The organism is Bradyrhizobium sp. SUTN9-2 (assembly GCF_003122645.1).
Lineage (GTDB): Bacteria > Pseudomonadota > Alphaproteobacteria > Rhizobiales > Xanthobacteraceae > Bradyrhizobium > Bradyrhizobium yuanmingense.
In genome coordinates this window covers 5,802,181-5,815,976 of the sequence record NZ_LAXE01000001.1, presented here as the reverse complement: position 1 = coordinate 5,815,976, position 13,796 = coordinate 5,802,181, and the positions used below count along the sequence as shown (strand labels likewise).

Annotated in this window: 10 protein-coding genes and 1 pseudogene; all 11 read right to left on the bottom strand. The window is 64.9% G+C overall.

The features are described 5' to 3' along the window. Positions 1 to 139: 139 nt before the first annotated feature. Positions 140 to 2,470: a PAS domain-containing sensor histidine kinase gene (locus XF30_RS26990; RefSeq protein ID WP_036005929.1), complete on the bottom strand. Its 2,331-nt coding sequence runs from the start codon at positions 2,468 to 2,470 to the stop codon at positions 140 to 142. A 215-nt stretch (positions 2,471 to 2,685) separates the two neighbouring features. Further along, the gene (locus XF30_RS26985) at positions 2,686 to 4,059 is read right to left on the bottom strand and encodes a cation-efflux pump (protein ID WP_036005745.1); all 1,374 of its coding nucleotides are present in this window, start codon (positions 4,057 to 4,059) and stop codon (positions 2,686 to 2,688) included. 208 nt (positions 4,060 to 4,267) lie between these two features. Next, the gene (locus XF30_RS26980; RefSeq protein ID WP_109144356.1) at positions 4,268 to 5,239 is read right to left on the bottom strand and encodes a zinc-binding dehydrogenase; all 972 of its coding nucleotides are present in this window, start codon (positions 5,237 to 5,239) and stop codon (positions 4,268 to 4,270) included. A 25-nt stretch (positions 5,240 to 5,264) separates the two neighbouring features. Then, positions 5,265 to 6,260 carry an NAD(P)H-dependent flavin oxidoreductase gene (locus tag XF30_RS26975; protein ID WP_036005739.1) on the bottom strand — a complete coding sequence of 332 codons (996 nt, stop codon included), beginning with the start codon at positions 6,258 to 6,260 and terminating at the stop codon, positions 5,265 to 5,267. 311 nt (positions 6,261 to 6,571) lie between these two features. Beyond that, positions 6,572 to 7,234, bottom strand: a complete 663-nt coding sequence (locus tag XF30_RS26970; RefSeq protein ID WP_109144355.1) for a hypothetical protein — start codon at positions 7,232 to 7,234, stop codon at positions 6,572 to 6,574. A gap of 54 nt (positions 7,235 to 7,288) precedes the next feature. Beyond that, the gene (locus XF30_RS26965) at positions 7,289 to 7,486 is read right to left on the bottom strand and encodes a hypothetical protein (protein ID WP_198399686.1); all 198 of its coding nucleotides are present in this window, start codon (positions 7,484 to 7,486) and stop codon (positions 7,289 to 7,291) included. Between the two features lie 567 nt (positions 7,487 to 8,053). Continuing rightward, positions 8,054 to 8,835, bottom strand: a pseudogene (locus XF30_RS26960) (fumarylacetoacetate hydrolase family protein). Next, positions 8,835 to 9,851, bottom strand: a complete 1,017-nt coding sequence (locus tag XF30_RS26955; protein ID WP_109144354.1) for a 2-dehydropantoate 2-reductase — start codon at positions 9,849 to 9,851, stop codon at positions 8,835 to 8,837. Before XF30_RS26955 ends, XF30_RS26960 begins: the two are co-directional and overlap by 1 nt. Positions 9,852 to 10,030: 179 nt before the next feature. Further along, positions 10,031 to 10,459, bottom strand: coding sequence for a CBS domain-containing protein (locus tag XF30_RS26950; RefSeq protein WP_036005729.1), 429 nt, complete (start codon positions 10,457 to 10,459; stop codon positions 10,031 to 10,033). 174 nt (positions 10,460 to 10,633) lie between these two features. Beyond that, positions 10,634 to 11,956, bottom strand: coding sequence for an oxalate/formate MFS antiporter (gene oxlT, locus XF30_RS26945; protein ID WP_036005726.1), 1,323 nt, complete (start codon positions 11,954 to 11,956; stop codon positions 10,634 to 10,636). Positions 11,957 to 12,201: 245 nt separating this feature from the next. Then, complete coding sequence (gene oxlT, locus XF30_RS26940; protein WP_036005723.1) at positions 12,202 to 13,494, bottom strand: oxalate/formate MFS antiporter; 1,293 nt, start codon at positions 13,492 to 13,494, stop codon at positions 12,202 to 12,204. Positions 13,495 to 13,796: the final 302 nt, after the last annotated feature.

Genomic DNA, 13,796 nt, shown 5'->3' with positions numbered 1-13,796 from the left:
CAGACGGGTGAGGGGTATCTCTCCTCCCGAAAGTATTGCGCGTGGATAGACACCCCTCATCCGGCGCTTCGCGCCACCTTCTCCCACAAGGGGAGAAGGGCATCCCAGATCGAAACTGACTCGATCGTTGCTCGCGGTTTTAAGCCGCAGCCGATATCCCCGATCCCGCCTTCACCGCATCCCGCGGCAGGGTCACGCGCACGACAGTGCCGACGTCGATCTTCGAGCGCAGGCGCATCGAGCCGCCGTGGAGCTGCGCCAGTGAGCGGGCGATGGCAAGGCCGAGGCCCGAGCCGTGATAGGTCTTGGTGAGCTGGCTCTCGACCTGCTCGAAGGGACGCCCGAGCCGCGCCAGCGAATGCGGTGCGATGCCGATGCCGGTGTCGGCGATCATCAGCACGATCCTGTCGTCGAGCTGCCGGCTGCGCACCACGACCCGTCCGCCGTCGGGCGTGAACTTCACGGCGTTGGAGAGCAGGTTGACGATGATCTGCTTGGTGGCGCGGCGGTCGGCGACGACCGAGATGGATTTTGCGATGTCGGCATCGAGCGTCAGGTGCTTGTCCTGCGCACGGCCGGTGACGACCCTCAACGATTCGGCGAGCGTCTGCGCGAGGTCGAGCTCTTCCATGTCGAGCTTCATGCGGCCGGCCTCGATCTTGGACATGTCGAGGATGTCGTTGATGACCTCGAGCAGATAATGGCCGCTGGTCAGGATGTCCTGGCAATATTCCTGGTACTTCTCGCTGCCGAGCTCGCCGAACATGCCCGACCCCATGATCTCGGAGAAGCCGATGATGGCATTGAGCGGCGTGCGCAGCTCGTGGCTCATATTGGCGAGGAATTTCGACTTGGTCTGGTTGGCTTCCTCGGCGCGGGTCTTCTCGCGCTGGTACTTCTCGGCGAGGTCGGCGAGCTCGACCGCCTGGCGCTCCAGCGCGGCCTGCGAGCGCTTGAGGTCGATGACGGTGGCGCGCAGGCGCAGATCGTTGTCGACCAGCTTCTGCTCGTGCTCCTTGATGCGGGTGATGTCGGTGCCGACCGAGACGTAGCCGCCGTCCTTGGTGCGGCGCTCGCTGATGTGCAGCCAGCTGCCGTCATCGAGCTGCGCCTCGAAGGTGCGTGCGCCCGGGCCCTGGGCCGCGGTCTCGTTGTGGCGGGTGCGCACCTCCGGCATGCGGCCGACCTCGAGCACGGTCTCGTAGGAGGTGCCGGGGATGACCGCGGTGTCGGGCAGCTTGTGCAGGCGCTGGAAGTGCGAGTTGCAGAGCACCAGGCGGTCGCTCGCATCCCACAGCACGAAGGCCTCCGGAATGGTCTCGATCGCGTCGCGCAGGCGGAGGTCGGCTTCCACGGTCTTTTCGGCGAGGCTCTTCTGCTCGGTGATGTCGACCGCGATCCCGATCAGGTGGACGCTGGAATCGGTCGCCCCGCGCGTCTTCTCGCAGCGGACGCGGAGCCAGATCCAGTGGCCGTCGACATGCTGCATGCGGAAGGTCTGGTCGATATGGTCGATCTTCTCGGAGATGAGCTGGTCGGCGATCGCGAACAGGTCGATGTCGTCGGACTTCACCAGCGCATTGACCTCTCCGAAGGTGAGGAGTTCGTGACGGCCGTCGAGACCGAGGATCGAGAACATCGACTGCGACCAGAAGATCCGGCCGCGCGACAGGTCCCAGTCCCACAGCCCGCAGCGGCCGCGGTTGAGCGCGGTGTCGATGCGGCCGCGCACCGCGTCGTTGATGAGATCGCCTTCGCGGGCGCGGGTCGACTGCCAGTGGAAGGCGAAGCCCAGGATCAGGACGACGAAGCCCGTGGTCGCCGACAGCGTCACCGAAAGCGCGGCGTCCGAGCCCCAGATCGGCTCGTTGCGCTCCTGGATCACGGTGACGAAGCCGGGCAGTGACTTGATCTGCCGCGAGGTCGCCATCGCCGCGTTGCCGCTCGGCAGCGTCAGGTCGGAGACGTTGGCGTCGCGTGGCGGCGCCGCGACCAGCTGCGCGGTCGTGATCGCATCGAGCAGGCGGTCGTTGCCGATCGGGTCGCTGTCGGCCGGGATGCGCGCGAGGATGCGGCGGTCGATGCCGGCGGAGGTGACGATGACGTGCCGGCCCGAGGCCGTGGCCCAGGACGGAATGAGATCAGGCAGCAGCGTCGGCAGGCCCTCGATGGTCTTGAGCCGCTCCTGGCGAACCGAAGTGAGGCGGTCGATGCGCTCGGCGAGCAGGTCGGCGAGCGCCGAAATGTCGTGTCGGATCACCAGCCGCTTCTGGCGCGTTTGATCGACCACCTGCACGAAGGCACCGAGGCAGATCGTGATCAGGAAGGCGATGATGAGCGTCGGCACGGCGCGACGCAGCGCCGGCTCCGCGATCAACAGCCGATGATAGGCAGGTTTCGCGATCGATTGCGCCAATCCCTTGATCGAATCGGATTGGACGCACGCGTTCGCGGCGTCTGCACGCGACATGCCTTCGGCCCCCTGAAAAACGAGTTCCGGAAGCAGCCCCACGTCACTTCCGAATCACACCGATTTGAATCCAGTTTTCGCGGGCTGTCGAGAGTCAACGAATCGTTAACGCGAAATTATTCTTATCCAACACGCAGTTTGTGCGTCGCGCGTCCGCAAAGGCACGGGTGCAACGAGTCCGAAACGAGAACGTGTGACTCGCCGCGCATTCTTCATCACGCCCGCGGCGGCTCGGCGTGGCTGATGACGCGCTTCACGCTCGGGAACGCGCGCCGCAACGCACGCTCGATCGCGTCGACATGCTCGTGCACCTTGATCACGCTCATCGACGGTGTTGCGCGGCAGTGGAAGTTGACGATCTCGCCGGCGTCGGTGTTGCGGACCCGCACATTGTGGATGTCGTGGATCTCGCTGCCGGCGGCATATTCCGTCAGCGCGGCGGCGATGGTCCGCACCCGGTCCGGCGTGGCATCGACCCCGAACGGAAGTTCCGGTTCCAGCGGCTCGATGTGAACGTCGACCTCGACGTCCTCGCCGAACTCCTCCTGGATGTTGCGCTCCAGCGTGTTGGCGATGTCGTGCGCGGCCTCGAGCTGCATGTTGGCATCGACCTCGAGGTCGATGCTGACGATCAGCTTGACGCCGAGATCGTGCACCGTGACGTGGTGGACGGCGAGGGCGGAATTGCGCGCGATCACCATGATGCGGTCGCGCACGGTCTCGTTGTCGCGCGCGACGGGCACTGCGGCGAAGGTAAGGTCGGCATCGCCGAAAGCCTTGGCGACGGCGGCCTGCGCGTTGCGCTTGATGTCCTCGACCCGGTCGATCGGATAGGTCCGCGGCACCTTCGCGATAGTGTCGATGAACGTGGTCGCTCCGACCATGCGCACGCGCAAGCGTTCGACGTCGATCACGCCGGGCACGCTGCGGATCGCCGCTTTGGCCTTCTCCTGCGCGCCTTCGGGAGCGCGATCGACCAGCGTCTGCACGGTCGAGCCGGCCATGCGCAGGCCGAGCGCTGCGATCATCACGGCAACCGCTGCGGCCGCCGCGGTGTCGCCCCACCAGAAGCCGAGCCCGGCCAGGATCAGGCCCACGATCACGGCGCAGGAGCCCATCACGTCCGAGGCGAAATGCAGCGCGTCGGCCGCCAAGGCCTGGCTTCTGGTCTCCCGCGCAGCATGGTGCAGGGCGCGGGCGCGCCAGAGATTGACGGCGATATCGATCACCAGCACCACGAACGGCACGGCCGAGATGGTCGGCGGCGGGGTTCCCTCGCGCAGCCGGCTATAGGCCTCAACCAGGATGCCCCCGGCCAGCACGTAGAGCAGGGCGGTGACGCCGAGCGCGGAGATGCTTTCCAGCTTGCCGTGGCCGTAATGGTGCTCCTCGTCGGCGGGCTTGTCGGACACCCGCACCACCGCCCAGGTGATAATGGTCGCAACCAGGTCGATCAGGGAATGCAGGGCTTCCGAGATCAGCGCCAGCGAGCCGATCGCGATCCCGACCGCGAACTTGGCCGCCGCCATGCCGCCGCTGGCGAAGATCGAGATGGCCGCGACCGAGGTTTTGTCATGCTGGGAGGTCATGGGCGGGGATTTAGCAGCCCCGTGTGGGACATCAAGCGATGATCCACAGGATGTAGTCGCTAGTGAGTTGCAGGAGCGGTCTACGCCTTGCTCCGGCCCCGTAGGGTGGGCAAAGGCGCGTTAGCGCCGTGCCCACCATTCGTCCGCGATGGATGCAGATCGTGGGCACGCTTCGCTTTGCCCACCCTACCGGGCCGCTGCCGGCGCCCTACGGCACCGTCACCACGATCTTCCCCAGATGCTTGTTCGCTTCCATGTGCTCGAACGCCTTGTCGATGTCGTCGAACGCGAACACCTTGTCGATCGGCAGTTGCAGCTTGCGCGATTCCACCGCGCCCCAGATGTCCCTGCGGACCTCGGCAAAGATCTCGCGGACCTCCTCGATGGTACGGGTACGGAAGGTGACGCCGACATAGTCGATGCGGCGGGCCGCGTGCAGGTCGAAATTGAAGTCGGCATGGGTGCCGCCGAGGCGGCCGACATTGACGATGCGGCCCTTGATCTTCGTCGCGGCGAGGTTCTGGTTGGCGACCTTGCCCGAGACCTGGTCGACGACGAGGTTGACGCCTTCGCCGTTCGTCGCCTTCAGCGCCTCGTCGACCCATTTCGGATCGGAGCTGTCGACGGCGAGGTCGGCGCCATACTCCTTCAGCCGGCCGCGGCGATACGCGTCGGTGGACGAGCCGATCACCAGCTTCGCGCCCTTGAGCCGGGCGATCTGCATTGCCATCAGCCCGACGCCGGAGCTCGCACCCTGGACCAGCACGCTCTGGCCAGCCTGCACCCCGCCGATCGTGACGACGGCGTTGTGCATGGTCGCGAGCGCGACGGGGAGGGTGGCGGCCTCCTCGAAATTCATGTTCGAGGGCGCGTGAAACAGCCGGCCGTGATCGGCCAGCGTATATTCGGCGAACGCCGCGCCGCCCGATCCCATGATGCGGTCGCCGATCTTCACGCCCTTCGCATCGGGCCCGAGCTCGGCGACCTCACCGGCCCATTCCATGCCCAGCACGGTGCCGACGCCGCCGGCCGCGCCATGGGCGTGGCCCTTGCGCATGCCGGTGTCGGCGCGGTTGAGGCCGCAGGCGCGAACGCGGACGAGCACCTGCGTGCCTTTGGGCTTTGGTTGAGCGACGTCGGAAATCCCCGCGCCTTCAGGGCCGTAGACGTAGGCTTTCATGCAATACTCTCACGTCTTGCAGTGATTATTCCGCCGCTTCGCGTTGTGACTGAACGATCATCCCCTCAAGCCGGCTGCGAATGATCGCCTCCGCCTCGCGCACGATGCGGGAGACGAGCTCGGCACAGCTCGGGATGTCCTGGATCAGGCCCTGCACCTGGCCGGCCGACCAGATGCCTTCGTCGGAATTGCCGGTGGCATAGACCATCTTGCCGCGGGCACCGGCGACGAGCTCGCGGATGTCCTCGAACTTGGCGCCTTCCTTCTCCATCGCGACGACCTTGGTCGAGACCGCGTTCTTGGCCACGCGCGAGGTGTTGCGCATGGTGCGGAAGATCAGCTCGGTCTCGCGCTCGTCATTGGCGACGATCTTCTCCTTGATGAGCTGATGGATCGGGCTCTCCTTGGTGGCCATGAAACGGGTGCCCATGTTGATGCCCTCGGCTCCCAGCGCCAGCGCCGCGACCAGGCCGCGGCCATCGGCAAAGCCGCCCGAGGCGATCATCGGAATCTTGATCTTGTCGGCGGCGGCCGGGATCAGGATCAGGCCGGGCGTGTCGTCCTCGCCGGGATGGCCGGCGCATTCGAAGCCGTCGATCGAGATGGCGTCGACGCCCATCCGCTCGGCCGAGAGCGCGTGACGGACGCTGGTGCATTTGTGCACGACCTTGACGCCGTGTTTCCTGAATTCGTCGACATGCTCCTGCGGCTTGTTGCCGGCGGTCTCGACCACCTTGATGCCGCTCTCGATGATCGCGGCGCGGTACTCGGCATAGGGCGGCGGCTTGATCGCCGGCAGGATGGTGAGGTTGACGCCGAACGGCTTGTCCGTGAGGTCGCGGCAGCGCGCGATCTCCTTGGTCAGGTCCTCCGGCGTCGGCTGGGTCAGCGCGGTGATGAAGCCGAGCGCGCCGGCATTGGCGACGGCTGCGACCAGCTCGGCGCGTCCGACCCATTGCATGCCGCCCTGAACGATCGGGTGCTGGACGCCGACGAGCTTGGTGAACCGTGTCTGCAACATGATCTGTTTCCCCCGCGCCCCGCGTGGCGCTTTGTTCTCGGTTGATGGCGGCAGGATGCCGCTGGGGGTGGGAAAAGTCTATTGCGCCGCCCGGCGGGGCGACCATGCGGAAGGCGAGGAGATTCCGCGGGGCGGATAATTGGGGTGCGCTGCTGCCTGACGAGGGCAAGCTCTTTCCTCAAACTCCGCCGTCATACCCCGCGAAGGCGGGGTATCCAGTACGCCGCGACCTCTCGGCTCTACCCTCGCAGTCTCTGGAATACTGGATTGCCCGCCTCCGCGGGCAATGACACCGAATATGGGGCGAAGAGCTACTTCGCCGACAGCCGCACCATCTGGCGCCCGCCGTTGATTTCCTTGAGGCTGTTGACGAAGTTTTCCGGGCGCTGCCAGCGATGGGGGACCTTCAATCCCATGAACTCCGCGATGTCGCCGATGAAGCCGGTACAGTTTATGGTCTCGGCATTCCAGACTGGCGAGCTGGCCTGCAACTCCTTGATGTAGGCGAACACGCGCTTGGCGTCGGCTTCGTTCAGGTAGACCCGATAGCTCGCGGTCAGATATTCCGGATCGAGATCGCCGTAGCTGGCGCCGGTCTCGGATGGCACAAAGGTGATGTGACCGAGCACGTAAGCGAGCGTATCGCCCGCCGGCGTCAGGCCCGCAACCTCGACGGCCTTCTCGCTGGTCTTGCCGTACCAGACGAAGGCATGGCCCCAGCTCGCAGCCGTGCGGGCGCGGAAGTCGACGTAATAGGGGCCTTTCTCCGCCCGCGCGACCGAGCGCCGCGTCGATTGCGGCTGTGGCCGCGGGGCAGTGTCGGTCGTAGCAAGCGCGTTCGCATCGGCAACGCGCCTGTCGGTCTGCTTGTCGGTCTCATGGGCCGAGGCCGAGGGCGTCGTGCATGAGAGCATAGCTGCAAGAGCGAAGCCCGCGAGGATGCAGGATCCCGATCGACCAGCTTTGTTCGTCACGCTATTCCCCCTCGACCATCGAGCGCAAATGTCTGACGCGTATTTCGCTGCGCCTCAGTAGCGCGCGGCGACCGGGCCCGGCGCCTTGCCGATCGGGGCCTTTCCAATCGGGCTCTTGCCGATCGGCATCTTGCCGATTGGCGCCTGCTCGCCCGGATAGGCTGGCACCGGCTGCCGGCGCGGCAGATCCGCAGCGTTTGCAGCCGTCGCAAAAGCAAGCGTGGCACCCAGAGCAAATACAATCTTCTTCACAGTGATACCCCTAGAAGGTTTGGTCCAAACACGGTCATGCCGTGCCCCCAGACACGCCTCCCAAAAGGGCGGCCGAATGCGTCCAAGTTGCGGCGCGCACGGGACATGTTGGCGGCATTGCTCGGGCGCGCGAAGATGTGATGTGTCTGGATGTTTCGGAGCGCGACCGACCCTTGGTGCCGACGGGGGCCCGCTGGGCTTGCCGGGAGCGCGCAGCACCGGGATTCCGTCAACGCCAGGCGCTGCGGGAAGATGCGAGGTGGCGCCCACGTCCCTGTGCCGGCCCGCTTGCACCAGGCCAGCCGCCAGCGCTAGGACGAAGCAACGTGCCCTGGGGCTATCGCTTCCCGAGCAAGTTCGACCGAATCCTATCGGCGAACCAGACCACGAAGATCGCGGCGAACGAGAGAGCGAAGTACAGCACGGTCCACAGCAGTGCGTTGCCGGCATTCGACATGTGCGTCCTCCCTTGCATCAGAAATCAATCTTTTGCCGGGGAGGGTAGCCTTGGCCGCGACGGCGGGTTTGCGCCAGATCAATTTTGCTGCTCTGCGGCGGCGAAAAAGTCTACAGCCGAAATTCGTTGGTGAGCTCGCCGATGCCGTCGATCGCGACGGTCACCGTGTTCACGGGCTCCTTCATCACGCCGACGCCGATCGAGGTGCCGACCGCGATGAGGTCGCCGGGCGAGAGGGTCATGTCGTGCGAGATCCTGCTCACCAGCTCCTGCGCGCTGAAGATCAAGTCCGAGATCGGGTAGTTCTGCCGCTCCGCGCCGTTGAGGATGGTGCGAACCGTGAGTTTTGCCGGATCGAGACCGGTCGCGATCACAGGGCCGAACGGACCGTAATCGTCGATGCCCTTGGCGCGGGCCCATTGGGCGAAGGTGGGGTCGCGCGTCAGGATGTCGTTGGCGGTAATGTCGTTGACGCAGGTGTAGCCGAAGATGAAGCCGTCGGCCTCATCTGGCGAGACACGGGCGCAGGTCCTGCCGATGACAATGCCGAGCTCGCCCTCATAGGTGGTCTTGCCGTCGTAATGAGACGGGCGGCGGATCACGGCGCCGGGTGCGGCGATGCTGGTGGTGGCCTTGAGCAGGTACAGCGGCTCCGGCGGTTTGGGCTGGTTCAGCTTGGCCGCGAGCGCGTGGAAATTATTCCAGAGCGCGACGATCTTGCTGGGCACGCAGGCGCAAGCAACTCGACCTCCGAGAGCGCCAAAATCTTGCCCGTTGCGGCGTTGCGACCGAACATGTCGCCCTCGTGCACGGTGATGCCGGAGGACGTCAGCGTGCCGAATCCCGTCGTTCCGGCATGGCGGAAGCGCAGCCATTTGGTCACGCTCGTCATCACGCCACCGCCAGTGCGCGCGGATCAGCCGGTGTAACGCCGTCATAGAGACCGGCGATGCGGGCGCGCTGCGTCACCATTGCCAGCACCGAATCGAGCGCGGGCGTGGCGATGCCGGTGAGCCGGCCCATCTCCTGCACCACGGTGACGAGCGGATCGATCTCCATCGGGCGACCGCGCTCGAGATCCTGCAGCATCGAGGTCTTGTGCGCACCAACCTTGCGCGCCCCTTCGATGCGGCGCTCGACGTCGACGCGGAACTTGACGCCGAAGCTCTCGGCGATGGTTTGCGTCTCCATCATGATCGCGCGCGACAGTGCGCGCGTGGCGGGATCGGTGCAGATCACGTCGAGCGTGGCGTGGGTCAGCGCACTGATCGGGTTGAAGCAGACATTGCCCCAGAGCTTCAGCCAGATCTCGTCGCGGATGCGGTCGAGCACGGGAGCCTTCAGGCCGGCGGCGACGAAGAGATCGGCGAGGTGCTGCACGTCGGAGGTGATTTCGCCCGAGGGCTCGCCGAGCGGAAAGTTGTTGCCGTAGACGTGGCGGATCACGCCGGGCGCCTCGATCTCGGTGGCGGGATAGACGATGCAGCCGATGGCGCGCTCGGCCCCCAGCTCACGCCATTGCCGGCCGCCGGGATCGATGCTCTCCAGCGTCGAGCTCTCGTATTGGCCGCCGTGCTTGTAGAAGTACCAATAGGGAATGCCGTTGACGGCGGTGACGATGCGGGTGTGAGGCCCGAGCAGCGGCTGCATCTTTTCGATTACGCCGGTGATCGAATGGGCCTTCAGCGTGATGATGATGAAGTCCTGCACGCCGAGCTCGGTGGGGTCATCGGTGCAGCGCGGATGAACGGTGTGCTTTTCCTCGCCCGCGAGCAGCGTCAGGCCGCGCTCGCGCATGGCGGCAAGGTGCGCGCCGCGTGCGATCAGGCTGACGTCGGCGCCCGCGCGCGCGAGCTGAACCCCGAGATATCCGCCGATCGCGCCGGCGCCGTAGATGCAGATCTTCATGAAATCCTCGCGAGCAGAGACGGATTTTGGGACGAAAGATCCGGTCCGGCTCGGAAGGATCCGAGCCGGGGCCGGCAGTCGCAGGGGGAAGTTTTGCCGCTCTAAAGCGCGATGCGCTTTAGTCTATTGTTTGAGCATGATCTTGTCGGAAAACCGCTGCGCGCTTTCCGGATCATGCTTTAAGCCGCCGCTTGCGGCGTGCCGTTGAGCGCCTCGTCCATCGCCGCGGCGATGTCGCGCATGCTGATGACGGAGACGAGGCTGTAATCGTCGATCACGGGCAGATGGCGGATGTGATGACGGTTCATCAGATGCCGGACGTGCTCGATCGTGTCGGTGGAGGTGCAGGACACCAGCTGCTGCACCGAGACCAGCTGGGAGACCTTGACGTTGACGGCGCCCGCGCCGTGCTCCGCGACGGCGCGCACCACGTCGCGCTCGGTGAACATGCCGACCGCGGTGTTGCCCTCGGAGCGGACCACATCCTTGACCACCAGCGCGCTGATATTGTTGGCGCGCATCAGCTTGGCCGCGATCCCCACCGTTTCGTTCATACGTACCGTGACAACGCGCGGCGTCTTCTTGCGCAGAATGTCTCCGACCAGCATTGCAACCTCCCTGGGTGAGTGGTGAGGAAGTGTGGTATACATAATGCCAATCGTCAAGCGCTGGATTTGGCGGATCCGAAAAATCTTGCGACAGGCGTACTGACATTATCGCCGTGCCCAAAAAGAAAGGGGCGCATCGCTGCGCCCCTCTGCAAGCCGGCAAGGTGCGGCGCCTTACGCCGTCTCGGTCTTGGCGGTTCCGCTTGCGGTCTCCGTGCGCTCGGCTTCCTGGCCGAGGATGAAGGCGCGGCGCAGCGGTTTGATCACGAGCAGCGCCATCAGCGCCGCCGTGGCGTTCAGCGCCACCGCCACCACGAACACGGCCTTCCAGCCATAGGCGGTCGAGATCACGCTCGCGAGCGGGACGAGCAGGGAAGCCGTGCCCTTCGCGGTGTAGAGCATGCCGTTGTTGGTGGTTGCGAACTTCGCACCGAAGGTGTCGCCGCAGGTCGCGGGGAACAGCGAATAGATCTCGCCGAACACGCCGAAATAAACCGCGGTGGCCAGCACGAAGACGACAGGCACCTGGCCATAGGCCGAGAGCGTCAGCAGCATCAAGGCCGCGGTGCCGAAGGCGATGAACATGGTGGGCTCGCGGCCGATCGTGTCGGAGACCCAGCCGAAGAAGGGTCGCCCGAATCCGTCGAAGATGCGGTCGAGCGAGATCGCGAAGGTCAGCGCCGCCATCTGGAAGCCGGCGAGCGTCACCGGCTTGTCGGCGATCTTGAAGTCGTGTGCGATCGGGGCGATCTGCGCCGCAGTCATCAGTCCGCCGGAAGCGACCATGACGAAGACGAGATACATCGCCCAGAAAACAGGGCTGCGCAGCACTTGCGGCGGGGTGAAATCGATCCTGGTCTGCGGCAGGTTGATCTGCTTCTTCTTCGGCGGAATGGAGAGGCGCGGCGGCTGGATGAAGAAGGCGAGCACGAACACGACGAGGCCCTGGGCGATGCCGAAGGTGAGGAAGGCGTGCTGATAGCCGCTCGAGGCGATCATGCTCGCGATCGGCACGATGGTGATCGCGGCCCCTGCGCCGAAGCCGGCGGCGGTCGCGCCCGCCGCGAGGCCGCGGCGGTCGGGAAACCATTTCAGCGCGTTGCCGACGCAGGTGCCGTACACGGCACCCGCGCCCATGCCGCCGACGATCGCCGCCGCATAGAGCAGGGTGAGGCTGTCAGCGGAGGCGTTGAGGATCCAGGACAGTGCGATCATCACGCCGCCGAACATGATGACGATGCGCGGGCCGTATTTGTCGACGAACCAGGCCTCGACCGGCACCAGCCAGGTCTCGGTGACGACGAAGATGGTGAAGGCGAGCTGGATCGCGGTGCGCCCCCAGTGGTGGGCGGCATCGATCGGATCGACGAACAGCGTCCAGCCATATTGCAGATTGGCGATCATCGCCATGCAGACGATGCCCATGCCGAGCTGGAGCCAGCGGAAACCGGTGCGAAGCGGCGCGGCGGTGACGGCGCCGTCCGGGCTGGAAATCATCGAGAACCTCCCAGCGCCTGATTGTCCGTGACACAGGATCGCAAGACGACCTGGTGTCGCGAGTATTGTGGCTTATCGTCGCAGGCGCGACGCGGAGATTGGTATACGATATTCCAGATTGCAAGCCCTAACTTGTCACTTCTTGGTGGCTCCGCCCGCGCCCCGGCGAGGCGATGCGACGATCGCCAAAGAAAAAACGCCCGGCCGTGAGGCCGGGCGTCGTGCTTGCTGAATTGTATCGCCGGTCAGATCGTCGATTTCGCGACCACGACCTTGCGCCAGGGCTTGAGCACCGCGATCGCCAGTACCGAAGCCAGGATGTTGGCGCCGGCCGCGATGATGAACACGCTGTCCCAGGTCCCCGATGTCTGCTGCATGTAGTTGGCGATCGGCACCAGCAGCGCGGCGGTGCCCTTCGCGGTGTAGAGCAGGCCGGCATTGGTGGTCGCGAACTTGGTGCCGAACGTGTCGGTGCAAGTCGAGGGGAATAGCGAGTAGATCTCACCCCAGGCGAAGAACACGAAGCCCGAGAGCAGCACGAACCAGACCGGATCGTGGCCCCAGAGGTAGAGCATCCAGATGCCGAACCCTTCCATGCCGAAGGCGATGAACATCGTGTTCTCGCGGCCGATCATGTCGGAGATCCAGCCGAAGAACGGACGCGTCAGGCCGTTGAGCACGCGGTCGATCGTGGCCGCGAAGGTCACCGCCGTCATCGTCACCGCCATCAGCGTCACAGGGACGCTGTCGACCTTCCAGTCAACCGCGATCGGCTTCAAGTTCGCGGTGACCATCAGTCCACCCGCGCCGACGATCACGAACATGAAGTACATCAGCCAGAAGATCGGCTGGCGCAGCACTTCGGTCGGCTGATAGTTGCGCCGGGTCTGGATGATATTGGCATTCGCCACCACGTGCGGCACCTGGCCCGCTTTCGGCGCGAGCAGGAAGAAGGCGAGGAGGCAGATGATGATGCCTTGCCCGAGGCCGAAATAGAGGAAGGTGGTCTGGAATCCGCTGTCCTTGATCATGGCCTGGATCGGCGCCACGGTCAGCGCGGAGCCTGCCCCGAAGCCGGCCGCCGTGATGCCGGCCGCAAGACCGCGCTTGTCCGGAAACCATTTCAGCGCGTTGCCGACGCAGGTGCCGTAGACGCCGCCGGCGCCGATGCCTGCGATGATCATGCCGAGATAGTAGCCGTTCAGCGAGGTCGCCTGCGCGTTGATCGCCCAGCCGATAGCGCAGAGCACGCCGCCGACCAGCACCACGATGCGCGGGCCGTATTTGTCGACGAACCATCCTTCAACCGGCACCAGCCAGGTCTCGAACAACACGAAGAGCGTGAAGGCCCATTGGATCGAGGCACGATCCCAGCCGAACGTCTTCTGGATGTCGGGGACGAAGAACGTCCAGCCATATTGGTAGTTGGCGATCATCACCATCGCCGCCACACCGATCGCCAATTGCGCCCAGCGATAGGCATCGCTTACGCGCGCGGCACTCGGGGCCGCTGCTGCCGACTGCACCATGTCCGTCATCAAAAACCCTCCCAAACGCGCCCATCATTTTTATGCATGCGCTGGCGCGCACTCTGGTATGCAATATGCCAAGATTCAAGCGAGGACGGGAGGGTGCGGCGAAATAGCGCGGGCTTGTTCACATGCGCTATGAACGCGGAAATGTAAAGCCCGATCGCGTCGGCGTGATGGCGGCGATTGCAGTTGATTAAAGCTAAGAGGCTGTTTTTACAGCGCTTTATCTCGGATCGGCGACGTCGCGGGGCGTTGTTGAAAGCCTATGCACTTGGCGTTCTTGCAGGCCTGCATTGGTCGCGTGCGCC

What these genes read in the sequence shown, in the direction of transcription:
- XF30_RS26950 (WP_036005729.1), bottom strand. Translation starts at nt 10,459, where the DNA reads ATGCTGGTCGGAGACATTCTGCGCAAGAAGACGCCGCGCGTTGTCACG.
- XF30_RS26955 (WP_109144354.1), bottom strand. Translation starts at nt 9,851, where the DNA reads ATGAAGATCTGCATCTACGGCGCCGGCGCGATCGGCGGATATCTCGGG.
- oxlT (WP_036005723.1), bottom strand. Translation starts at nt 13,494, where the DNA reads ATGACGGACATGGTGCAGTCGGCAGCAGCGGCCCCGAGTGCCGCGCGC.
- XF30_RS26990 (WP_036005929.1), bottom strand. Translation starts at nt 2,470, where the DNA reads ATGTCGCGTGCAGACGCCGCGAACGCGTGCGTCCAATCCGATTCGATC.
- XF30_RS26975 (WP_036005739.1), bottom strand. Translation starts at nt 6,260, where the DNA reads ATGTTGCAGACACGGTTCACCAAGCTCGTCGGCGTCCAGCACCCGATC.
- XF30_RS26985 (WP_036005745.1), bottom strand. Translation starts at nt 4,059, where the DNA reads ATGACCTCCCAGCATGACAAAACCTCGGTCGCGGCCATCTCGATCTTC.
- XF30_RS26980 (WP_109144356.1), bottom strand. Translation starts at nt 5,239, where the DNA reads ATGAAAGCCTACGTCTACGGCCCTGAAGGCGCGGGGATTTCCGACGTC.
- oxlT (WP_036005726.1), bottom strand. Translation starts at nt 11,956, where the DNA reads ATGATTTCCAGCCCGGACGGCGCCGTCACCGCCGCGCCGCTTCGCACC.